Raw genomic sequence first — 23396 nt, 5'->3', positions numbered from 1 at the left:
AACCGATCGCCCAATCCACCCCCGCCCTGTCAGCGGCGGTCAAAAAATACGTCAAAATGTAAATCTAAATTATTTTCGATTCGGCTCTATCACTTTGTCCTTTTCGTTCGGCACATAGGCATTGAGAACCCTTCCACTCAGGAGCCGCCCATGTCTCGCACGCTTCAAACCTATCTGCGCCCGAGCCTGCTGGCCGTCGCTGTCGCCCTCGCTTCGCCCCTGGCAAGCAACCCATTGCTGGCGGCCTCGCAGGCATCGAGCGTTCGTGCCTACAACCTGCCTGCCGCCGCGCTGTCGACCACGCTGACCCAGATCGCCAGCCAGGCCGGTGTGGCCCTTTCGCTGGACCCCGCCTTGGCGGCCGGTCGCACCTCGGCGCCTGTCCAGGGTCAGTTCGACGCACCGGGTGCGATGGCTCAGGCCTTGCGCGGCACCGGCTTGCAACTGAGTCAGACCACGGCCGGCACCTACAGCCTCGTCGCCGCGCCGGAAGGTGTGATGGCGTTGCCGGAGACCAGCATTCAGGGCCGTCAGGATGGTCTTGAAAGCGCATGGGGGCCTGCCGAGGGCTATGCCGCCACTCGCACCGCAGCCGGTACCAAGACTGACACTGCACTGGCCGAGGCGCCCCGCTCGATCTCGGTCGCGACCCGTCAGCAAATGCAGGACCGCGCCGTTCAGAATCTCGATGACGCGGTGCGTTACATGCCGGGCGTGGTGGCCAGCAGCTACGGCAGCGACACGCGGGCCGAGTGGCTGAAGATTCGCGGCTTCGAGCCGACCCAGTTTCTCGATGGCCTGCCATTGCCGAAAGGCGCTTACGCAATGCCGAAAATGGAAACCTGGGACTTGGAGCGGGTAGCCGTGCTGCGCGGACCGGCGTCTTCGGTGTATGGCCAGACGCCGCCTGGCGGCCTGGTGGACATGGTCAGTCGTCGTCCGCAGGCCGAAGCCAGCCATGAGGTCCAGGCTCAGGTGGGCAGTTATAACCGCAAGCAAATCAGTTTCGACAGCACGGGCAAGATCGACGATGCCGACACGTTCGAATACCGTGTCAGTGGCGTCGTCCGCGACAGCGGCACCAGCGTCGACCATATCGACGACAAGCGTTACAACATCGCGCCCAGCCTGACCTGGAACATCGATCCAGACACCAAGCTCACGTTCCTGAGCATGTTCACCCGGGACGATACCGGTGCGACCAGTCAATTCCTGCCTCTGCAAGGCACGCGTCTTTCCACGCCCGCGGGCAAGGTCGGCAGCCACGAGAACCTCGGTGATCCGGACTGGGAGTTCTACGACCGGACCTATTATTCGCTGGGCTATGCGTTCGAACACCGCCTCAATGACGTGTGGCAATTCCGCCAAAACCTGCGCTACACCAAGAGCGATCTGTCGTTCCAGACCATCACCTCGGGAGGCAGTGCGTTTGCCGTCCAGGACGATGGCACCTTGAGCCGCGGTGCCAACGTGGTCAACGAGGACATCAGTCAGTTCGCGCTGGACAACAACTTCGAAGCCAACTTCGACACTGGCGTCATCAAGCACACGTTGCTGCTGGGCGCCGATTACCAGCGCATCAACCACAATTACAAATGGCTGTTCGGATCGGCGCCCGATGGCAACATCATCACCCACCCTTATGGTCTCGACTTCAGCAACGTCTCCTATTTCGCATTTCAGAACTACAACCAGAAAACCGATGATTTCGGCGCCTACGTCCAGGATCAAATGGCGCTCGACAATTGGCGCCTGACGCTGGGCGGTCGCCAGGACCTGCTCAAGACCAAAACCAAGTTCTACAACCTGGCCGATGACCGCGACGATCGCACCGACAGTGCCTTCACCGGCAACGCGGCTCTGAGCTACGTCTTCGACTCAGGCTTCACCCCGTATATCTCCTACGCAGAGTCGTTCCAGGCCGAGCAAGGTGGCGCGGCCAACGCCCAGACCGGCCAGAGCAGCGCCTTCAAGCCGGGAACCGGCAAGCAATATGAAGCAGGCATCAAGTATCAGCCGCCAGGCACCGACATGCTGTTCACGGCCGCCGCGTATGACCTGACCCGCCGTGACATCGTGCTCAGCGACACCTTCGGCACGTCCCGCCCGTTGGGTGAAGCAAAAGTGCGCGGTTTCGAACTGGAAGCGGTCGGTAACGTCACTGACGAGCTCAAGCTCACAGCGTCCTACACCTACGCCAACAGCAAAATGACCAAGGTCACTGACCCGCGTGACAAGAACCGTCCACTGCCGCTCGCCCCGGAAAACGCTGCCTCGGTATGGGCTGACTACACCTTTCATACCGGGCTGCTGGATGGCTTCGGACTGGGCTTCGGCGCACGCTACATCGGCGAAACCGACAACATCGCGATCGGAAGCCTGGACTTCGTGCGAGACACCGACGACGGGCACAGCTCGTCCTATACGGTTTACGACGCTGCCGTTCATTACGACCTGGGACGCATGAACACTTCGCTCAAAGGCCTGAGCGTGGCGGTCAATGCCAATAACGTGTTCGACAAGGAATACCTATCCACCTGTGACGGTTTCTACTGCTATGCCGGCGACCGCCGCAATGTACTCGCCAGCGTGAACTACAAATGGTAATCGCTTAGAATCCCATTGCTGAAAACAAGGGCCGCTCGCTACAGCGGCCCTTTTTGCTTTCGCTCAACCGGGTACCCGCACCATGAAGAGCCAAACCATCCGCCGCTGGTCGTTCATTCACACGTGGAGCAGCCTGATCTGCACGCTGTTTCTGCTGATGCTGGCGATCACCGGTCTGCCGCTGGTGTTCCATCACGAGATCGACCATTTGCTGGGTGATGCCCCGCAAATCAAGGAAATGCCGGCCGATACCCCGCGCATGGACCTTCAGCGATTGGTGAAATCCGCTGAAGCCCATCGTCCCGGCGAGGTCGTCCAGTACTTCGGCTGGGATGAAGACGAACCCAACGGCATGTACGCCTTCATGGGCAAAACGGCGGGCGGCGATCCCAACGATACCCACACGTTCATGCTGGATTCGCGTACTGGGGAAGCGGTCGAAACGCCCTCGGCCAACGGCGGCTTCATGATGGTGATGCTGCGTTTGCATGTCGATATGTACGCCGGGTTGCCCGGAAAGCTGCTGTTGGCGTTCATGGGTTTGCTGTTTGTATTAGCGATTGTTTCCGGAGTGGTGCTATACGCCCCCTTCATGAGACGGCTGGATTTCGCCACCGTGCGCCCGAACAAATCGACGCGCGTGCGCTGGCTCGACCTGCACAACCTGATCGGCGTCGTGACGCTCACCTGGGCCTTTGTCGTGGGGTTGACCGGCGTGCTCAACGCCTGCGCCGATTTGGTCATCGCCCAATGGCGCAATGATGCGCTCGCGGCGATGGTCGCGCCTTACCACGATGCTCCGCCACTGACCGAACGCGCCCCGGCCACCCGCCTGCTGGACATCGCCAGAACTGCCGTGCCCGGCAGTGAACCGTCGTTCATTGCGTTTCCCGGCTCGCGGTTTTCCAGCGAGCACCACTATGCGGTGTTCATGAAGGGCAGCACCCACCTGACGTCGCATCTGCTGACCCCGGTATTGATCGATGCGAAGGACCTGAGCGTCACCGCGATCGTCAGCAGCCCGTGGTACATGGATGCCTTGCTGTTGTCGCAGCCCTTGCACTTCGGCGATTACGGTGGAATGCCCATGAAGATACTGTGGGGCCTGCTCGACGTACTGACCATCATCGTGCTCGGCAGCGGTCTTTATCTGTGGTGGGTACGTCGCCGTGCAGCGGCGGGCGCGAATGTCCCTCAGGCGGTGGAGGCGGCATGACTCGACACAAGAAACACCCCGCCTTCTGGAAAACCTTCGGCAACCCGATCTGGATCGCGCTGCTGACTGCCACCGGCCTTTTCGCCGCATTGTTGGGCGATGGCGCCTGGGATGTGCTGTCGTGGCTCGGCATGGGCATTCCGGCGTGGTTGAGTCTGAAGGGGCTATTGGTTCGGCGCCGGGCCTGATCCGCACCGGATCGGCACAAGGGTGGCTGCCTTGTGAAAAATGGCGTGCGAATCGGGCTCATCCATCCACACGCCATGCCGACACAGTGAAGGACGCCGAGCCGATGACTCGTTTGGTGGCCAGTTTGAAAAGAGGAATGTCAATGTCTGCCCCCAGCATGACGCTGTACTACAGCGCCGCTTCGCCTTTCGCACGCAAAGTAATGCTTCTGCTTCACGAAACCGGCCAGACAGATCGGGTCAGCCTCAAACCAGTCACCGTCACGCCGGTCAGCCCCGACGCGCAAGTCTGTCACGACAATCCCTGCGGCAAGATCCCAGCCCTGCGTCTGGCGGATGACAATGTGATTCACGACAGTCGGGTCATTCTCGATTATCTGGATCACCAGCATGTCGGCAATCCGCTGATACCGCGGGATGGATTCGCGCGCTGGAGACGCCTGACACTGGCCTCGCTGGCGGATGCCATTCTCGACGCGGCGGTGTTGATTCGCTATGAAACCTATCTGCGCCCCGAAGCGAAGCGCTGGACCGACTGGCAGGACAGCCAAGGGGAAAAAATCTTTCGCTCGCTGTCCTATTTCGAAACCGAAGCGGTGACCGAGTTGAGTTCGAACTTCGACATCGCAGCGATCAGCCTCGCCGCCGCCCTGGGCTATCTCGATTTCCGCCAGCCGGACCTGGGTTGGCGCAGCAGCTTCCCACGGCTGGCCAACTGGTTTTACGAGATCAGTGAGCGGCCCTCGATGAAGGAGACGATGCCGCCCGCGTAACGGTCTGCGGTGTCGTCAGCACTCTGGCTTGTCGGCGGTATACCGGCGCGCCGGGTTCACCGCTGCGCCAAACTCGCGCAGGGCCTTGGCGCCGATCAGCAGCGGGTAGTTGAAGTGGCTACGGTCCACCAGGTTGACTTCGACGGTGCGCTTGACGTCACCCAGGCACAGCTCCAAGTCCACGACTGGACGCTTGGTCGGGTCGACCGGCTCGTCTTCATCTTCGCCATCCGACCGCCCTTTGATGCGGCTGATGCGCGACACCTTGTGTTCATAGACCTTGTTGTCGGCATCTTTGGTGGCGAGACGGAAGCGCACCCAGTCATCGCCATCACGCTTGAACATTTCGATGTCCTTGGCCGACAGCGAGGCGGTGAGTGCGCCGGTGTCCATCTTCGCCTTGAAGGTTTCACCCAGCTCAGAAACCTGGATGTATTCGTAACGGCCATAAATCGTGGGCTCAGCGGCCATGACGGGCAACACCAGCAAAGACAGAAGCGCCAGAAGGGATTTCACGTAACCATTTCCTCTCGATGGTGGGACGTTGCATGAGCCCGATTTTAGACCGCAACTTTGCGTAGGGTTCGCTTACAAACAAACATCGTGACCCTACAGGTAATCAAGTGAAACATTTGTCGGCGACAGTCGGATTTGGCTCAGATGCTCAGGCTGCTTATCATTGCCGCCCCACTCCCGACCTTGAGTGATGTATGCGTTATTTGCTCACCGGAATTGCCGTTACCTTGTTGCTGCTGCTCAACACGTTGGTGTTGTTCGGACCTCTGATGGTCTTCGCGCTGCTCAAACTGGTGTTTCAGAGTGAAATGCGCGATCGCTGCTCATGGGCGGTCATGTGGATCGCCGAGACCTGGATCGAGATCAACAAGCTGATTTTCAGGCTGTGCATTCCGACACGCTGGGAGATCAGGGGCGATGAAAATCTGCGCGGCGACACCTCTTATCTGGTCATCAGTAACCACCAGTCGTGGGTGGATATCCCGGCATTGGTGCAGGCGCTCAACCGCCGCACGCCGTTCTTCAAATTCTTTCTCAAAAAAGAGCTGATCTGGGTGCCGTTTCTGGGGCTGGCGTGGTGGGCCCTGGATTACCCGTTCATGAAGCGCTACAGCAAGGCCTTCCTGGCCAAACACCCGGAGCTCAAAGGGCAGGATCTGGAAATCACCCGCCAGGCCTGCGAACTGTACAAACGCCAACCCGTGACCGTGGTGAACTACCTCGAAGGCACCCGTTTCACGCCCGCGAAGCATGCCGAGCAGAAATCGCCCTATCGCTACCTACTCAAGCCCAAGGCCGGTGGCGTCGCCTTCGTGCTGGCTGCCATGGGTGAACAACTGGATGCCATCCTGGACGTGACCGTGGTGTACCCGCAGCCACACATCCCAGGCTTCTGGGAGTTGATCTCCGGCCAGGTGCCCCGGGTGATCGTCGACATCGAGACCCGCGTACTCGAACCCGCGTTATGGCAAGGCGACTATGAGAACGATCCGGTATTTCGTGAGTATGTGCAGGAATGGGTCAACCAGCTGTGGATCGAGAAGGATGAGCGCATCGCGGCGCTGCGGGAAGACGGCTCGCGCTCCTGAAGCGGTGCAAGGCCTCCAAAGGGGGCCTGTGCGCGGCTATCTCAGAGCCGCCGAGGTCTTCGTCGACGGGCCTGAGATGTCACCGGAAAGCTTGCCCGGCAGGGTTGCCAATGGCTTCGTAGTTATTTCGCGCCCCAGACTCCACTCAGCGCCGACAGGGCCGATCCACTGGCACCTTGCTGCCCGAGGTACTGCAGGATCACCGGGACAAACTGGCTGACCATCCCACTGTCCATGCCCAACGCGCTGAACGCCTTGTTCACGTCGCCCATGCTCTGCACGTTGCCCAGCGCATTGTTGACCGCCGATTGGCTTCCCGCGTTGCCGAGCATGCCACTCAGCCCTCCCAAGCTGCCGAGGGCGGAGGTGCCGGACAGCTGATCAAGCCCGGGTACCGATTGACTCAGCTGTGAGAAGTCATTGCTGGAAAGCTTGTTCTTGGCCAGCCCCAGGAGTGCGCCGGTGCCACCCACCGCCTGTTGCGGCGTCACGTTCAATTGGCTACCCAGTGCGTTGAGCAGGCCAGCGGCTTCCGGTGCGGCCGTGGCTTTCTGCTGACCACCGGTGGCATTGGAAACGGCATTGGCCGCGTCATTCAGATTGAAAGCGAATACCGGGCTGGTCGCCAGCGCCATCAATGCCGCCAGCGAGACACCGCGCGCGACTCTCATCGAAACCTTCATTGCATTCACCTCACTTTCCAGGAAACCCTGCCACCGAGAAGAATGGCATGGCCGGATAAACACGCGTTGGACCATGACCCGGAAGGAAGTTCAAACAGTCACGCGACTGGCATGGGTCGCGCGCGACAGCGCCAGTCACCGAGTATCGAGCAACCAAGTGCTTGGTCCACGTTGCGCAATAAGCAATCTCGTGGTTACTTCCAATCGATAGCAAAACTGTCATTTCTGACAGTATGCGGAAATAAACGACCTTCGCAGAATGACTACTTCAATGACCCCAAGGAAAACTCATTATGCGAAACGGACTCATGATCGTGCTGACGAGCTTGTGCATCGTCAGCTACTCCTACGCAGATGTTTCTGTCTGCCCAAAAACTTCAGACATAAAGGCTTCTGCCTTCACATCCCCCGACACGCCGGCGCCTTACAACGAAGGCTTCAAATATGAGGCGCCCGCCTCTGGCGGTAAAAAGTGGGAAGGTGAAACGATGGCCACCAGCGATACGTTTCTGGAGCCAAAATACGAGTTGAAACCTCTGTCCGTGGAGGAACAACCTGCAAAAACCATTTGCAGCTATGGCGGTAAGACGATTGAGCAGAATGGCGAAAAGTCCACGCCTTACCTGAAGATGACGCTGGCAAAATAAATGAAAAAAGGCGACTCACAGGTCGCCTTTTTTATGACAGACAAATGGTTTACGCCGCGCTGAACATCTTGTGCGGGTCGATCACGAATTTTTTTGGCACGCCTGCATCGAACTCGCCGTAACCGCGTGGTGCATCGTCCAGGCTGATGACCTGTACGCCCACCACTTCGGCGATATTGATGCGGTCCCACATGATGGCTTGCATCAAGGCGCGGTTGTATTTCATGACCGGGGTCTGGCCGGTGTGGAAGCTGTGGGATTTCGCCCAGCCCAGGCCAAAGCGCACGCTCAGCGCACCGACCTTGGCCGCAGCGTCCACGGCGCCTGGATCCTCGGTCACATACAGCCCAGGAATACCGATCTTGCCGGCCACTCGGGTCACCTGCATCAGCGAGTTGAGCACGGTGGCCGGGGCCTCATGCTTGGCACCTTCATGACCATGGCCACGGGCTTCAAAACCCACCGCATCGACAGCGCAATCCACTTCGGGCTCGCCCAGGATTTCGACGATCTGCTCATGCAATGGCGTGTCCTTCGACAAGTCGACCACTTCAAAACCCTGTGCCTTGGCGTGAGCCAGACGCGCCGGGTTGAGGTCACCCACGATGACGACGGCAGCACCCAGCAGGCGAGCCGACGCCGCCGCGGCCAGACCGACCGGGCCAGCACCGGCCACATAAACAGTGCTACCGGGGCCGACGCCAGCCGTCACCGCACCGTGGTAACCGGTGGGCAGAATGTCGGACAGGCAGGTCAGGTCACGGATCTTTTCCATGGCCTTGTCACGATTTGGCAGTTTGAGGAGGTTGAAGTCGGCGTAAGGCACCAGCACGTACTCGGCCTGGCCACCGGTCCAGTCGCCCATGTCGACGTAACCATAAGCGCCACCGGCACGGGCCGGATTGACGGTCAGGCAGACGCCAGTGTGTTGTTCCTTGCAAGACCGACAGCGGCCGCACGCCACGTTGAACGGCACGGACACCAGATCACCGATTTTCAGGTTTTCGACGTCGCTGCCCTTCTCGACCACTTCGCCAGTGATCTCATGGCCCAGCACCAGGCCGACTTGAGCAGTGGTACGACCGCGAACCATGTGCTGGTCCGAGCCGCAGATATTAGTGGATACCACGCGCAGGATGACACCGTGCTCGATCTTCTTCCCACGCGGGTCTTGCATTTTGGGATAGTCGATCTTCTGTACTTCGACCTTGCCTGCGCCGAGATACACCACACCACGATTACCAGACATGCTTTTCACCTCGCTGAATTGTTTTTATGGATACAGCTGTGTAGCGGAGAAATGCGTTGCTTGGGTGTTGCCGCAACGCAATGGTTGCTCTGGGTATTTCGTTAGATTTTGATCGTTTGTTGATCATTCCTACGCTCTGCGTGGGAATGCCGCTCGGGACGCTGTGCGTCCTTCCCGTGGGACGCAGAGCGTCCCGGGATGCGTTCCCATGCGGAGCGTGGGAACGGTCAACGATCATGTGTCGTTTACAGCACCACTGTGCGATTGGCGTTGAGAAACACCCGACGCTCAATGTGATACCCCACCGCTCGCGCCAGGGTCAGACATTCGATGTCGCGACCTTTGGCGATCAGGTCTTCAGGGTAATGACTGTGATCCACCACCTCGACGCCCTGAGCGATGATCGGACCTTCGTCCAGGTCGTTGTTGATGTAATGCGCCGTCGCGCCAACCAGCTTCACGCCCTTGTTATAAGCCTGGTGATAGGGTTTGGCGCCTTTGAAGCCCGGTAGCAGCGAGTGGTGAATATTGATGGCCTTACCGTCGAGCTTGCGGCACAACTCCGGTGAGAGCACCTGCATGTAGCGGGCGAGGATCACCAATTCAGCGCCAGACGACTCGATCACCTGCCAGACCTTGGCTTCCTGCGCCGGCTTGTCGTTCGGATCGAGCGGGAAGTGGTAATAGGGGATGTCGTGCCAGCGCGCCAAGGGTTCCAGATCCGGATGGTTGGAAACCACCGCGACCACGTCCATCGACAGTTGGTTGATGCGCTGGCGGTACAGCAGGTCGTTGAGGCAGTGGTCCGCCTTGGAGACCATGATCACCACTTTGGGCCGATAATTCGGCGCCGTCAGCTCGAAGTTCATGCCAAAGGCATTGGCGCGCTCGCTCAAGCCCGAGCGGAACGACGCCTCATCGAGGCCGTCCGGCTGACGGAATTCGACGCGAATGAAAAAGCGGCTGGAGAGCCGATCATCGAACGAATGGTGCTCGGTGACGTAGCAACCCTGCTCGAACAGAAAGCGCGTCACCGCATCCACCGTGCCCAGCACACTGGGGCAGTCGGCGGTCAGAATCCAGGTATCGGGGGCGCGGCTCATACTTTCTCCTCAATCGCGGATCGTTCCCACGCTCTGCGTGGGAATGCGGTTCAGGACGCTCCGCGTCCATCACATGAGACGCAGAGCGTCCCGGGATGCGTGCCCACGCGGAGCGTGGGCACGATCAAAATTCGCTGTAGGAGCGCGCTTGCCCGCGATTGGGCCGCCGCGGCGAATCAGGCAGACTGCGTCACCGGTAATCGCGGGCAAGCGCGCTCCTACAGGGTCAGGCAGCGATACCGAGACCGTATTCGGCGCTCGCATCCTGCAGCCACAACCACCAGTAATCGGCGAAGCTGCGGCGGATGACCAGTTCCCAGGTCTCTTCGCCGGTACGGCGAATCACCAGTTGCGACTTGGCGAAGACAGTGCCCACCGCTTTGCCCACGGGGAAGTTGCTGGGGTGTACGTCGTAGCTGGTGGACTTCATCAGCACATCACGCACGTTCGGCCCCGTCAGCTCCAGCAACGACTGGCCACCGGAAACGTTCACGACCTGAATGTGCAGCCCCGCCAGCGCTTCGCGCAGCTTCTGCTCGGTGGCGAACTCCTCGCCGGTCGGCACGATCAGCAGCCATTCGTCCGGCCCCATCCATTGAATCGAGCTTTGGCCGCTGGACACCAGCGTCAACGCGGCGGGCAGTTCCATGCCCAGCGCTTTGTGTACCCCGGCAGCGAACGCCGGATCATGGGCATCGCCACGAAGGGTCAGGTGGCCCAGCAGTTTTTTCTCGCGCAGCACCACACCGGGGTTAGTGCGGCCTTTGCCGACCAGGCTTTTCAGGTCGGCGTGAAACAGTGGCGACTCGGCTTTGACGTCGGTCGATGGCCGCTGTTGGTAAACGTTGGCTGTGGTCATAAAGCACCTGTCTTGGATTCTGTTGTATCGGCCCTGTAGGAGCGCGCTTGCCCGCGATGGCGGTGTGTCAATCGACATCAATGCCGGATGGTATGACGCCATCGCGGGCAAGCGCGCTCCTACAGGTCGGGACCGTGGAGCGGGCTGATATCCGCTTTTACTCCACGTTCTGCCGGTCACCCTTCGGATCGAAGAACACCGAGGACACGATCTCCGCCTCGATGACGCTGCCGTCCGCTTGTGGCGAGAACACCCGTTCGCCCATGCGCTTCAGACCGCCCTTGACCACACCCATGGCGAACGAATAACCCAGCGAGTTCGCCGCGTAGCTCGACGTCACGTGGCCGACCATGGTCATCGGGATCGACTGCTTGGGATCGAACACCAACTGCGCGCCTTCCGGCAGCCATTTGTTCGGATCGATCGGTTTGAGGCCGACCAGTTGCTTGCGATCTTCCCGCACACAGTCTTCGCGTGCCATGCCGCGCTGACCAATCCACGAGAACGGCTTGGTCCGACCCACGCACCAGCCCATGTTCAGGTCATCGGGCGTCATTGAGCCATCGGTGTCCTGGCCCACGATAATGAAGCCTTTCTCGGCACGCAGAACGTGCATGGTTTCAGTGCCGTACGGGGTCAGGTTGTACTTCTTGCCCGCCTCGGCGATTTTTTCCAGAACGCCCATCGCGTAGTCGGCCTGGATGTTCACCTCGTAGGACAGTTCACCGGTAAACGAGATACGGAACACACGGGCCGGCACCCCGGCCACGAGCCCTTCTTTCCAGGTCATGAACGGGAAAGCTTCGCGGTCCAGATCGATGTCGGTCACTTCGCTGAGCAGCTTGCGGCTATTCGGGCCCGACAAAGTCAGGGTCGCGTAGTGGTCGGTCACCGACGTGAAGTAGACCTTCAGATCTGGCCACTCGGTCTGCTGATAGATCTCCAGCCACTGCAGGACGCGAGCCGCGCCGCCAGTGGTGGTGGTCATGATGAAGTGGTTGTCGGCGACGCAGGCGGTGACACCGTCGTCGAAGACCATCCCGTCTTCTTTACACATCAGGCCGTAACGCGCCTTGCCCACGTCCAGTTTGGTCCAGGCGTTGGTGTAGATGCGGTTCAGGAACTCGCGCGCATCAGGGCCTTGGATGTCGATTTTGCCGAGGGTCGAGGCGTCCAGCAGGCCGACGCTGTCACGCACGGCTTTGCATTCGCGGCGGACGGCAGCATGGATGTCCTCGCCCGCTTTCGGGAAGTACCAAGGACGTTTCCACTGACCCACATCTTCGAATTCGGCGCCGTTCTTGACGTGCCAGGCGTGCAGCGCGGTGAAGCGCACAGGCTCGAAGATATGGCCACAGTGACGACCGGCCACCGCGCCGAACGTTACCGGCGTGTAGTTCGGGCGGAACATGGTGGTGCCCATCTCCGGGATGGACACGTTCAGCGAACGGGCCGCGATGGCCAGACCGTTGACGTTACCCAGTTTGCCCTGATCGGTACCGAAGCCCAGTGCGGTGTAGCGCTTGACGTGCTCGACCGATTCAAAGCCTTCACGGGTCGCCAGTTCGATGGCGGCCGCAGTGACGTCGTTCTGCAAATCGACGAATTGCTTCGGCGCTCGGGACGTGCCCTTCTCGTGCGGTACCTGGAACATGGCCAGCGTGGGTTCTTCCACGCGGCTCAGCGCTTTCGGAATCACGCCTTCCACAGGTTGAAAGCCCGCTTCGGTGGATGCGCGAACACCGCCCTCGAAGCCGTCAGCCAGCGCATCGCCGAGGGCGTACACACCGTTCACGCCACCTACGCACACGCGCTTCTGCGGCGCCTCGCCCGGTACAAAACCCAGGATATCCTCTCGCCAGATCGGTTTGCCGCCCAAATGGGACGCCAAGTGAACGACCGGGCTGTAACCGCCGGAGCTGGCGATCAGGTCGCAATCAAGCCATTCGCCGGGGCTGGTCACTTTGTGTGCCTTGACGTCGATGGCCGCCACGCGGGCACCACTGACGCGCTTGCTGCCCCGGGCCTCGATCACAGCGCTGCCGGTGAGGATACGAATGCCTTTGGCACGCGCCTCTTCGACCAACGCGCCCCGTGGATTGTGGCGAGCGTCCGCAACGGCGACCACTTGCAAACCGGCGTCGAGCCAGTCCAGGGCCACACGATAGGCGTAGTCGTTATTGGTCGACAGCACCAGCTTCTTGCCTGGGGCCACACCGTAACGGCGGACATAAACCGAAACGGCACCGGCCAGCATGTTGCCCGGCACGTCGTTGTTTGCGTAAACCAGCGGACGCTCGTGGGTGCCGGTGGCCAGCACGACGCGCTTGGCGCGAACGCGGTGCATCCGCTGACGCACCTGACCGATCGGGGCGCGATCGCCGAGGTGATCGGTCAGACGCTCATGAATGGTCAGGAAGTTGTGGTCGTGATAGCCGTTCACCGTGGCCCGTGGCAGCAGGGTCACGTTAGCCAACCCCTTGAGCTCGGCAACGACGGTCGCAACCCACTCGGCGGCAGGCTTGCCGTCGAGGCTCTCGCGGCTGTCCAGAAGGCTGCCACCGAACTCTTCCTGTTCGTCAGCGATGATCACACGAGCACCGCTGCGCGCAGCAGCCAGCGCCGCCGCCAGGCCTGCAGGGCCGGCACCCACCACCAGCACGTCGGCGTGGTGGTTCATGTTGTCGTAGGTGTCTGGATCGTTCTCGGTCGGCGAACGGCCGAGACCTGCGGCCTTACGAATGTATTTCTCGTAGGTCATCCAGAACGATTGGGGGTACATGAAGGTTTTGTAGTAGAAGCCCGGCGGCATCAGTTTGCCGCCGACTTTCCCGAGAATCCCCATCACATCGGTGTTCACGCTCGGCCAGCCATTGGTGCTGGTGGCGACAAGCCCAGCGTACAGTGCCTGCTGGGTGGCGCGAACGTTTGGAATCTGGGTCGCTTCAGTCGCGCCGATTTGCAGTACAGCGTTCGGCTCTTCGGCGCCCGCTGCGAAAATGCCGCGAGGACGCGAGTACTTGAAGCTGCGACCGATGATGTCGACGCCGTTGGCCAGCAAGGCCGATGCCAGGCTATCGCCTTCGAAGCCTTGATACGTCTGGCCGTTGAAGTTGAAGTTCAGGACCTTGCTGCGGTCGATACGGCCGCCATTGGGCAGACGATTGGACTGGCTCATGCTTTATCTCCCTTTCCGACCGCGGGCACCGGGTTCACAAATTGCGGTTTGGTGCCAATCAGATAGGTTTCGAGAATTTCGTAAGTCACGGTGTCACGCGTGGCGTTGAAGTACTGACGGCAACCGGCCGCATGAATCCACAGCTCGTGGTGCAGGCCGCGCGGGTTGTCGCGGAAGAACATGTAGTCGCCCCACTGTTCGTCGGTGCAGGCGGCCGGGTCCAATGGACGCGGAATGTGCGCCTGGCCGGACGAGTGGAATTCCTCTTCGGAGCGCAGTTCGCCACAGTGAGGACAGAAGATGTGCAGCATCGGGATTTCTCCTGTAAGTGGTTAGTGCGCGACCGCAGCGGCGCCGTGCTCGTCGATGAGCGCGCCGTTGTGGAAACGGTCGATTGAGAACGGTTTGGCCAATGGGTGCATCTCGCCTTTTGCCAGGCTCGCGGCGAAGACGTTGCCCGAACCTGGCGTGGCCTTGAAGCCACCGGTGCCCCAACCGCAGTTGAAGAACATGTTCGGAACGGGCGTCTTGGAGATGATCGGGCATGCGTCCGGCGTGGTGTCGACGATGCCGCCCCACTGGCGGTTCATGCGCACGCGGGACAGGACCGGGAACATCTCGACGATGGCCTGGATGGTGTGCTCGATCACGGGGTACGAGCCGCGTTGGCCATAGCCGACCCAGCCGTCGATCCCGGCGCCGATTACCAGGTCGCCCTTGTCGGACTGGCTGATGTAACCGTGAACGGCGTTGGACATGATGACGCTGTCGATGATCGGTTTGATCGGCTCGGACACCAGTGCCTGCAGCGGATGCGATTCGACCGGCAAGCGGAAGCCCGCGAGTTTGGCCATGTGACCAGAGTTACCCGCCGTCACCACACCGACGCGCTTGGCGCCGATGAAACCTTTGTTGGTTTCAACGCCGACGCAAACGCCATTTTCCTTGCGGAACCCGATGACTTCAGTCTGCTGGATCAAGTCCACGCCCAACGCATCAGCGGCACGGGCGAAGCCCCAGGCCACCGCGTCGTGACGCGCAACACCGCCACGACGTTGAACCGTCGCGCCGATAATTGGATACCGGGTGTTCTTCGAGCAGTCCAGGTAAGGAATTTCTTCAGCGACCTGTTTGGCGTTCAGCAGCTCGCCATCGACGCCATTCAGGCGGTTGGCGCTGACACGACGCTCGGAATCACGCATGTCTTGCAGGGTGTGGCACAGGTTGTACACCCCGCGCTGGGAGAACATGACGTTGTAGTTCAGATCCTGCGACAGGCCTTCCCACAGTTTCATCGCGTGTTCGTACAGATGGGCCGATTCGTCCCACAGGTAATTGGAACGCACGATGGTGGTGTTACGGGCGGTGTTGCCGCCCCCCAGCCAGCCTTTCTCGACCACGGCCACGTTAGTGATACCGTGCTCTTTGGCCAGGTAATACGCGGTCGCCAGACCGTGACCGCCGCCGCCAACGATGACCACGTCGTACACCTTCTTAGGGGTCGGCGTGCGCCACATGCGTTGCCAGTTTTCGTGGTGGCTGAGGGAGTGTTTGAAGAGGCCGAAGCCCGAGTAATGCTGCATGGTGCGACTCCTGACTCAGCGGTAAACCGGGAAATCGGCGCACAGCGCGGCGACCTGGCTCGCAACATTGGCCTCGACATCGGCATCGCCGAGGTTGTCGAGAATGTCGCAGATCCAGCCTGCCAGCGTGACGCATTGGGTAACTTTGAAGCCGCGAGTGGTAACGGCCGGGGTGCCGATGCGCAGACCCGAGGTCACGAATGGCGACTGTGGGTCGTTGGGTACGGCGTTCTTATTGACGGTGATGTGCGAACGGCCCAGTGCGGCGTCGGCATCTTTACCGGTCAAGCCCTGACGGATCAGACTGACCAGAAACAGGTGGTTGTCGGTACCGCCCGAGACAACGTCGTAACCGCGATCGATGAACACCTGAGCCATGGCCTGGGCGTTCTCGATGACCTGCTGTTGATAAGCTTTGAAACCTGGCTCCAGCGCTTCCTTAAAGCAGACAGCCTTGGCGGCAATGACGTGCATCAGCGGGCCGCCTTGAGCGCCAGGGAATACGGCGGCGTTCAGTTTCTTTTCGATTTCTTCGTTGGACTTGGCCAGGATCAGACCGCCCCGTGGACCGCGCAGGGTCTTGTGGGTCGTGGTGGTGACCACATCGGCGTACGGCAGCGGGTTCGGGTACAGACCAGCAGCGACCAGACCGGCCACGTGCGCCATGTCGACGAACAGCAGCGCGCCGACTTTGTCAGCGATCTGGCGGAAGCGAGGGAAGTCGAGGGTTTTCGAATAGGCCGAGAAACCGGCGACAATCATTTTCGGCTTGTGCTCGACTGCCAGACGCTCGACTTCGTCGTAATCGATCAGGCCGGTGGTGGTGTCGATGCCGTACTGAACAGCGTTGTAGAGCTTGCCCGAGGACGACACCTTGGCGCCGTGGGTCAAGTGGCCGCCGTGGGCCAGGCTCATGCCCAGAATGGTGTCGCCGGCTTGCAGCAGAGCCAGGTAAACGGCGCTGTTGGCGGACGAACCGGAGTGTGGCTGCACGTTGGCATAGTCGGCGCCGAACAATTGCTTGGCACGCTCGATGGCCAGTTGCTCGACCTTGTCAACGTATTCACAGCCGCCGTAGTAACGCTTGCCCGGATACCCCTCGGCGTATTTGTTGGTCAGGCCGCTGCCCTGAGCCTGCATCACGCGTTTGCTGGTGTAGTTTTCCGAGGCGATCAGCTCGATGTGATCTTCCTGACGCTGCTCTTCGGCATTCATTGCCGCCAACAGTGCATCGTCATAACCCTGGATTTGGTCTTGCTTGCTGAACATCGCGGTTCTCCCAGCGGCGGCGCGGCGCCTGAGTTGTCGAGTCAGAGCGTTTGAATCGCTCTTTGATGGCGATACTAGGGCTGACGCAAACAGACCAGATGCCTACGCACGCCACGCAAAGGCGCGTTTACGACATGGGTTTGGAGAGACCGGCAGATGCGCGATTACGACACCCTTTTTGATCGTTCCCACGCTCCGCGTGGGAATGCATCTCGTGACGCTCTGCGTCACTGCGGTAGAGGGCGCAGAGCGCCCGAGACGGCGTTACCACGCGGAGCGTGGGAACGATCAGTTTCAAACAAAAAATCCCCGGGCTGGGCCGGGGATTTTTAGAGGAGGCGATGTCGCAATCAGACCGGTTTGCCTGGCAGCAATCCGTCGGCCCTGAACATTCCGCGAATACCGCGCACTGCCTGACGAATCCGGTCCTGGTTCTCGATCAGCGCAAAGCGCACGTGGTCGTCGCCGTATTCGCCGAAACCGACACCCGGCGAGACACACACTTTGGCTTCGGCGAGCAACTTCTTGGCGAATTCCAGCGACCCTAAGTGCGCATAGGCCTCTGGAATCTTGGCCCATACGTACATCGACGCTTTCGGGTTTTCCACCATCCAGCCCAGTTCGTGCAGGCCCTTGACCAGCACATTGCGGCGCTGGCGGTATTGCTCGGCGATGTCGAGCACGCATTGTTGATCGCCTTCCAGCGCCGCGATGGCCGCCACTTGCAGCGGGGTGAAGGTGCCGTAGTCGTGATAGCTCTTGATCCGTGCCAATGCGTTGACCAGTTCCGGATTGCCGACCATGAAGCCGATCCGCCAGCCGGCCATGTTGTAGCTCTTGGACAGGGTGAAGAACTCGACCGCAATGTCCTTGGCGCCCGGCACTTGCATGATCGACGGGGCTTTCCAGCCGTCGTAGACGATGTCGGCGTAGGCCAAGTCGTGAACCACCAACACGTCGTACTGTTTGGCCAGCGCAACCACGCGCTCGAAGAAGTCCAGCTCCACGCACTGCGCGGTCGGGTTGGACGGGAAGCCCAGAATCATCATCTTCGGCTTGGGAATCGAGCCGCGAATGGCCTTTTCCAGTTCGGCGAAGAAGTCCACGCCCGGAATCAGTGGTACAGAACGCACCTGCGCCCCGGCGATCACGGCGCCATAGATGTGAATGGGGTAGCTGGGGTTCGGCACCAACACCGTGTCGCCTTGATCGAGGGTGGCGAGCATCAGGTGCGCCAGGCCCTCTTTCGAGCCGATGGTGACGATGGCTTCGCTTTCGGGATCGATGTCGACCTCGTAGCGGGTTTTGTACCAACTGGAAATCGCCCGACGCAGACGTGGAATGCCACGCGAAGTCGAGTAGCCGTGAGTGTCTTCACGTTGGGCGACAGTGACCAGCTTCTCGACGATGTGCGGCGGCGTTGCCCCATCGGGGTTGCCCATGCTCAGGTCGATGATGTCTTCACCACGACGGCGAGCGGCCATTTTCAGCTCGGCGGTGATGTTGAACACGTAAGGGGGGAGTCGATCGATGCGCGCAAAGCGGCGCGGCGAACCTTGGTCAGCCATGAGAGCCTCTAGAAGACGTAAGCGCCCGGAACCGTCCGAGCGACGCTGGCCACTGCGGTGGCCTGTGCGGAAGATAAGGGCCGTGATGGCGGTTTGTCTACAGCGATTTATCCGCTGTCGTCGCACGAATCCGACATCACACATCCCTTGGAGCAGTCCAGCTTTCTTCAGTCTTGTAGGAGCGCGCTTGCCCGCGAATCGCGGAGTGCCCGTGACGAATTTGTCGCCTGACACATTGTCATCGCGGGCAAGCGCGCTCCTACAGGATCAGCGCTCGCAGGGCGTACAACATCAGGAAATGCAGCGGATAAATCAGGTAGGCCCACCTGCGCATTGGCCAGACCCCGAATGCAGGTCGCCATCGCAACAAAGCCAGCCCCAACGCCGGTCCGAGTAAACAGCTGACCAACGCACCGATGGCTATCGGGTCGCCCCAGAGCATGCCGTCGATGATCTTCGGCCACTCGTTGCTCAACAGGCACACCACCCCAGGGACCACCGCCAGCCACAACGAGCCACGCAACACCAGCAGAAAAGCAGTGGGCAGCAACACGCCGAACGCACCGAACATCAGTTGCGGCGCAAACACCACGCCCGTGACCAACGCCAGAAGCCCCAACAACCGCGCCTGCCACGAACGGGCAATGGCGCCCTGTGCGACCAGCAAACCCAACGCCAAGGTGGGCAGAACATTGAATGTGGTCACCTCGTCCGCCATGAACAGCCGATATGGAAACTCTGCAAGCACGGAAAAAACTGCGAGCCATGTCAGGTATTTCCAACTCACGCGGGCACCTGTCGAACCTCGTCCGACGTTCATCGCAATTGCCAGGCAAAACCAAGCAAACGCCAGACGTCCCGGTACGTAGAGCCAGTTCGCCTGCCAACCGACATACCGCAAATGGTCCATGACCATGGTCAGCACCGCCAGCCACTTGAGCAGATCCAGTGCCCTGTCGCGTACCGGGCCAATCGCGGACGATGCCTCGCTTACCACACTGTTTTGCTCCTCGACTGTTTTCATAAATGTTCTGACGCAAGAATGCATGACCAAACCGTTCGTTCTTGGTTACAGTCCCAGCCTTCGATTACAAGGAACCGGCCATGTCAGACCAAAGCCAGCAGTTTGCCAGTGACAACTACTCGGGCATCTGCCCGGAAGCCTGGACGGCGATGGAACAAGCCAACCATGGACACCAACGCGCCTATGGCGACGACCAATGGACAGCACGCGCCGCCGATCAATTCCGGCAGCTATTCGAGACCGACTGCGAAGTGTTCTTCGCCTTCAACGGCACGGCGGCCAACTCGCTGGCCCTGTCGTCCTTGTGCCAGAGTTACCACAGTGTCATCTGCTCCGAAACGGCCCACGTCGAAACCGATGAATGCGGCGCGCCGGAGTTCTTCTCCAACGGGTCGAAGCTGCTGACCGCCCGCAGTGAGAATGGCAAGCTGACACCCGCTTCGATTCGCGAAGTTGCGCTCAAGCGCGCGGACATCCACTACCCCAAACCTCGGGTCGTGACCCTGACTCAAGCCACGGAAGTCGGCAGCGTCTATGTGCCGCAAGAGCTCAAAGCCATCAGCGACACCTGCAAGGAGCTAGGCCTGAACCTGCACATGGACGGCGCGCGTTTCGCCAACGCCTGTGCCTACCTGGGCTGCACGCCTGCTGAATTGACCTGGAAATCAGGCGTCGACGTGCTGTGCTTCGGTGGCACGAAGAACGGGATGGCGGTGGGCGAGGCGATTCTGTTTTTCAATCGAAACCTGGCGGAAGACTTCGATTACCGCTGCAAGCAGGCCGGCCAGTTGGCGTCGAAGATGCGCTTTCTGTCAGCACCGTGGGTCGGACTGCTGGAAAACGACGCTTGGCTCAAACACGCCAGTCACGCTAATGGGTGCGCGCAACTGCTGGCAGAGTTGGTCAAGGACATCCCGGGTGTGGAACTGATGTTCCCGGTGCAGGCCAACGGCGTGTTCCTGCAATTGTCGGAAGCAGCCATCGCCGCGCTGACTACCCGGGGCTGGCGCTTCTACACCTTCATCGGCCGCGGCGGCGCGCGGTTCATGTGCTCGTGGGACACCGAAGTGGCTCGCGTACGAGAATTGGCTGCGGATATCCGCTTGGTGATGGGCGCCTGAGAACAGAAGTGCCCCCTCCCCCCCTTGCAGGAACGCGCTTGCCCGCGACCTGTAGGAGCGCGCTTGCCTGCGACGGCGGTGGTGAATCCACCCCATTCATCGCCTGAAACACGGCCGCCGCAGGTGAGCGCGCCTGTAGGTGAGCAACGCATTCACCCTTGGGCGATGGTCTTCTCGATCACCTCGACCGTTGCACTGACCTGCTGCTCATACCGGCTCAACTCAGCCGCATGCTGCTGGTTGAGTTCGATCTGTTTCGAGCACAGGTTCAACGCGGCCAGTACCAGCAGACGGTCACCGATCAGGGTCGGGTAGTTGCGCTTGGTTTCCGACAATGCGGATTTGAGCAACACCACGGCGTCCATCAGCGTCTGCTCCTGACCTGTCGGCGCCTTGATCGTGTAATCGTTGCCAAGAATGGATATGACCTTGGTGGTGTCGCGGTCGTTGATCATGCATTGACCGCGCTGGCGCTGGTGGCCCGGTCAACCAACGCCTGGATGCGGGCGGCCGTAGCGCCCTGCTTTTCTTCCTGCTCCAGCAAGCTCAACTGCAGGCTGTCGTTTTCATCCCTGGCGTGTTTCAACTCTTGGGCCAGTTGAGCGTTCGTGTTCTGCAGCTCCTGATTTTGCTGTACCAGGTCACTGACAAGCTTTTCCAATTGGCTGAGGGATGCTTCCAACATTTTGATTTTCCAGGCAAATTTCAAAGGGCGCGTACGATAAAGAAAAGTCACTCCAGCTACCAGTGAAATCAGGGCACTCACGCCACAACACCGACCAGAAAAAGCACATCTTTCACTTCAATTGCGCAAACGCATAACGGACCCGATTGACTACGATTTGCCCCTGTTGTTCCTGCTGTTCGTCAGGTCGGACCGACTGCGGCATAAGCGCGCAGGCCTCACCAAAGAGTTCAAGTGTTGCGCGGCCTGACCGATAAGGCAGGCATTCCTTATTCACTTCCCTCTCTGCACGCACGGATCGCGGCTTTCTCAGGAACCGTCATGTCCCTTCGCAATATGAATATCGCGCCCCGCGCTTTTCTGGGCTTCTCCATCATTGGCCTGTTGATGCTGGCGCTCGGCATCTTTGCGCTGTCGCAAATGAGCAAAATCAACGATGCCACCGAAACCATAACCTCCAACAGCATGCCGAGCATCAAGGCACTGGATAAGCTGACCGAAGCCAGCATTCGCCTGCGAGTACTGTCATACCGCCTCATGCTCAATCGCGAAGCGGATACGCAGCAGAAAACCCTCGAATTGCTGGCCATGCGCAATCGCCAGATCGAGGAGGCACGGTCTATCTACGTCAAATTGATTGCCTCGCCAGAAGAACAAGCGACTTATGATCAATACATAAAATTGCTGAATGACTACCGCCAGCTTGAAGAGCGCATGAAATCGCTCAGTGGCGCCAGCAAGCTGGATGAGTTGGCCAAACTGCTCAACAACGACTTGCAGACCAACTCCGACCAGATGAACACCGTCCTGGCGAAACTGGTGGACATCAATACCCAGCAACTCAATGATGCCAAACGGACGGCTTCCGATCAGTATTCCACCGCAATCACCATGGTCGTCACTCTGCTGATCGTCGCCACGCTGCTGACCTTGCTGTTCGCCTGGCTGCTCACCCAGAGCATTACCCGCCCTATCGCTTCGGCGCTGCACGCCGCTGAAGAGATTGCCGAGGGCGACCTCAGCCGAACCATCCATGCCGACGGCACGGACGAAGCGGGCCGACTGCTGGCAGCCATGTTGAAGATGCAATCCAGATTGCGCGACACCCTGCAAAGAATCTCGGGCTCCGCTTCGCAACTGGCCTCAGCCGCCGAAGAGTTGAACGCTGTCACCGACGAAAGCGCGCGTGGCCTGTCGCAGCAGAACAATGAAATTGAGCAGGCCGCGACCGCAGTCAATCAGATGACCAGCGCTGTGGAGGAAGTCGCCCGCAACGCCGTAAGCACGTCTGAAGCCTCGAAAAACGCTACCGCTTCCGCCAGCGACGGGCGTGATCTGGTTCAGGAGACTGTCAGTGCCATCGTGCGAATGAGCAGTGACGTTCAGGGCACCGCGACGCTGATCGGTAACCTGGCCGACGAGTCCCGTGATATCGGCAAGGTGCTGGACGTGATCCGCGGCCTGGCCGACCAAACCAACCTGCTGGCCCTCAACGCCGCCATCGAAGCGGCCCGGGCAGGTGAAGCCGGACGCGGGTTTGCCGTCGTAGCAGACGAAGTGCGTGCCTTGGCTCATCGCACCCAGCAGTCGACGAGCGAAATCGAGCGCATGATTGGCAGCATTCAAGGCGGCACGGAGCAAGCCGTGAACTCCATGCGCAACAGCACAGAGCGCGCGGAGTCGACGCTGAATATCGCCAAAGGCGCAGGGGTTGCGCTGGACACCATCAACAGCGCGGTGGTGGAAATCAACGAACGCAACCTGGTCATCGCCAGCGCAGCCGAGGAACAGGCACAAGTAGCGCGTGAGGTGGACCGCAACCTGGTCAACATCCGCGACCTGTCCACTCAGTCGGCGACCGGCGCCAACCAGACCAGCGCGGCCAGCAACGAGTTGTCTCGCCTGGCGGTGGATTTGAACGGGATGGTCGCGCGGTTCAGGTTGTAAGCCGCGGACATCGCCCTGTAAGACCGCGCTTGCCCGCGAATATCAACCCGTAGGAGCGCGCTTGCCCGCGATGGCGGAGTGTCAGGCAACAG

Annotated in this window: 21 protein-coding genes; 8 read left to right on the top strand and 13 right to left on the bottom strand. The window is 60.1% G+C overall.

The genetic code is table 11. The features are described 5' to 3' along the window. Positions 1-150: 150 nt before the first annotated feature. The 4 genes from DBP26_RS11820 (at position 151) to DBP26_RS11805 (ending at position 4784) form a co-directional block, all read left to right on the top strand. Entirely contained in the window at positions 151-2607 is a 2457-nt protein-coding gene (locus tag DBP26_RS11820; protein ID WP_108237761.1) for a TonB-dependent siderophore receptor, read from the top strand. 82 nt (positions 2608-2689) lie between these two features. Then, complete coding sequence (locus tag DBP26_RS11815) at positions 2690-3823, top strand: PepSY-associated TM helix domain-containing protein (RefSeq protein ID WP_108237760.1); 1134 nt, start codon at positions 2690-2692, stop codon at positions 3821-3823. Then, on the top strand, positions 3820-4011 hold the full coding sequence (locus DBP26_RS11810) for a hypothetical protein (protein ID WP_108237759.1): 192 nt from the start codon (positions 3820-3822) through the stop codon (positions 4009-4011). Before DBP26_RS11815 ends, DBP26_RS11810 begins: the two co-directional genes overlap by 4 nt. Before the next feature lie 143 nt (positions 4012-4154). Beyond that, complete coding sequence (locus DBP26_RS11805; protein ID WP_108237758.1) at positions 4155-4784, top strand: glutathione S-transferase; 630 nt, start codon at positions 4155-4157, stop codon at positions 4782-4784. A gap of 15 nt (positions 4785-4799) precedes the next feature. Here the strand turns inward: DBP26_RS11805 and DBP26_RS11800 are convergent, their stop codons facing one another. Continuing rightward, on the bottom strand, positions 4800-5300 hold the full coding sequence (locus DBP26_RS11800; RefSeq protein ID WP_108237757.1) for an ATP-dependent zinc protease: 501 nt from the start codon (positions 5298-5300) through the stop codon (positions 4800-4802). 194 nt (positions 5301-5494) lie between these two features. On the opposite strand from DBP26_RS11800, the gene DBP26_RS11795 reads away from it, so the two are divergent. Next, positions 5495-6388, top strand: a complete 894-nt coding sequence (locus DBP26_RS11795) for an acyltransferase (protein ID WP_108237756.1) — start codon at positions 5495-5497, stop codon at positions 6386-6388. A gap of 122 nt (positions 6389-6510) precedes the next feature. Here DBP26_RS11795 and DBP26_RS11790 read toward each other — a convergent pair whose 3' ends face one another. Further along, a complete protein-coding gene (locus DBP26_RS11790; RefSeq protein WP_177411044.1) occupies positions 6511-7059 on the bottom strand; it encodes a DUF2780 domain-containing protein in 549 nt (182 codons plus the stop codon). A gap of 320 nt (positions 7060-7379) precedes the next feature. Between DBP26_RS11790 and DBP26_RS11785 the strand changes: the two genes are divergently transcribed. Then, on the top strand, positions 7380-7718 hold the full coding sequence (locus tag DBP26_RS11785; RefSeq protein ID WP_256601222.1) for a hypothetical protein: 339 nt from the start codon (positions 7380-7382) through the stop codon (positions 7716-7718). A gap of 49 nt (positions 7719-7767) precedes the next feature. Here DBP26_RS11785 and fdhA read toward each other — a convergent pair whose 3' ends face one another. The 9 genes from fdhA to DBP26_RS11740 form a co-directional block, all read right to left on the bottom strand. Further along, on the bottom strand, positions 7768-8967 hold the full coding sequence (fdhA, locus tag DBP26_RS11780; protein ID WP_108237753.1) for a formaldehyde dehydrogenase, glutathione-independent: 1200 nt from the start codon (positions 8965-8967) through the stop codon (positions 7768-7770). Positions 8968-9212: 245 nt separating this feature from the next. Continuing rightward, complete coding sequence (gene purU, locus DBP26_RS11775; protein ID WP_108237752.1) at positions 9213-10070, bottom strand: formyltetrahydrofolate deformylase; 858 nt, start codon at positions 10068-10070, stop codon at positions 9213-9215. 226 nt (positions 10071-10296) lie between these two features. After that, positions 10297-10929: a sarcosine oxidase subunit gamma family protein gene (gene soxG / locus DBP26_RS11770; RefSeq protein ID WP_108237751.1), complete on the bottom strand. Its 633-nt coding sequence runs from the start codon at positions 10927-10929 to the stop codon at positions 10297-10299. 157 nt (positions 10930-11086) lie between these two features. Continuing rightward, positions 11087-14107, bottom strand: a complete 3021-nt coding sequence (locus tag DBP26_RS11765; RefSeq protein ID WP_108237750.1) for a sarcosine oxidase subunit alpha — start codon at positions 14105-14107, stop codon at positions 11087-11089. Beyond that, positions 14104-14418, bottom strand: a complete 315-nt coding sequence (locus DBP26_RS11760; protein ID WP_108237749.1) for a sarcosine oxidase subunit delta — start codon at positions 14416-14418, stop codon at positions 14104-14106. The genes DBP26_RS11765 and DBP26_RS11760 overlap by 4 nt, the downstream gene beginning before the upstream one ends. A gap of 21 nt (positions 14419-14439) precedes the next feature. Continuing rightward, on the bottom strand, positions 14440-15690 hold the full coding sequence (locus DBP26_RS11755; protein ID WP_108237748.1) for a sarcosine oxidase subunit beta family protein: 1251 nt from the start codon (positions 15688-15690) through the stop codon (positions 14440-14442). A gap of 15 nt (positions 15691-15705) precedes the next feature. Beyond that, on the bottom strand, positions 15706-16959 hold the full coding sequence (gene glyA, locus DBP26_RS11750) for a serine hydroxymethyltransferase (protein ID WP_108237747.1): 1254 nt from the start codon (positions 16957-16959) through the stop codon (positions 15706-15708). Between the two features lie 350 nt (positions 16960-17309). After that, complete coding sequence (gene alaC, locus DBP26_RS11745) at positions 17310-18527, bottom strand: alanine transaminase (RefSeq protein WP_108237746.1); 1218 nt, start codon at positions 18525-18527, stop codon at positions 17310-17312. 259 nt (positions 18528-18786) lie between these two features. Then, complete coding sequence (locus tag DBP26_RS11740) at positions 18787-19551, bottom strand: TraX family protein (protein ID WP_108237745.1); 765 nt, start codon at positions 19549-19551, stop codon at positions 18787-18789. Positions 19552-19631: 80 nt separating this feature from the next. Between DBP26_RS11740 and DBP26_RS11735 the strand changes: the two genes are divergently transcribed. Then, entirely contained in the window at positions 19632-20672 is a 1041-nt protein-coding gene (locus tag DBP26_RS11735; protein WP_108237744.1) for a low specificity L-threonine aldolase, read from the top strand. Between the two features lie 152 nt (positions 20673-20824). Here the strand turns inward: DBP26_RS11735 and DBP26_RS11730 are convergent, their stop codons facing one another. Further along, positions 20825-21127, bottom strand: a complete 303-nt coding sequence (locus DBP26_RS11730; RefSeq protein ID WP_108237743.1) for a cell division protein ZapA — start codon at positions 21125-21127, stop codon at positions 20825-20827. Beyond that, positions 21124-21357, bottom strand: coding sequence for a hypothetical protein (locus tag DBP26_RS11725; protein ID WP_108237742.1), 234 nt, complete (start codon positions 21355-21357; stop codon positions 21124-21126). Before DBP26_RS11725 ends, DBP26_RS11730 begins: the two co-directional genes overlap by 4 nt. A gap of 321 nt (positions 21358-21678) precedes the next feature. Here DBP26_RS11725 and DBP26_RS11720 point away from each other — a divergent pair, with 321 nt between their 5' ends. Continuing rightward, the gene (locus DBP26_RS11720; protein ID WP_108237741.1) at positions 21679-23304 is read left to right on the top strand and encodes a methyl-accepting chemotaxis protein; all 1626 of its coding nucleotides are present in this window, start codon (positions 21679-21681) and stop codon (positions 23302-23304) included. Positions 23305-23396 lie beyond the last annotated feature (92 nt).

The sequence above is a fragment of the Pseudomonas sp. RIT409 genome (genome assembly GCF_003052515.2).
Lineage (GTDB): Bacteria > Pseudomonadota > Gammaproteobacteria > Pseudomonadales > Pseudomonadaceae > Aquipseudomonas.
Note: the sequence above shows the minus strand (reverse complement) of the source record. Positions and strands in the feature narration are given on the sequence as shown.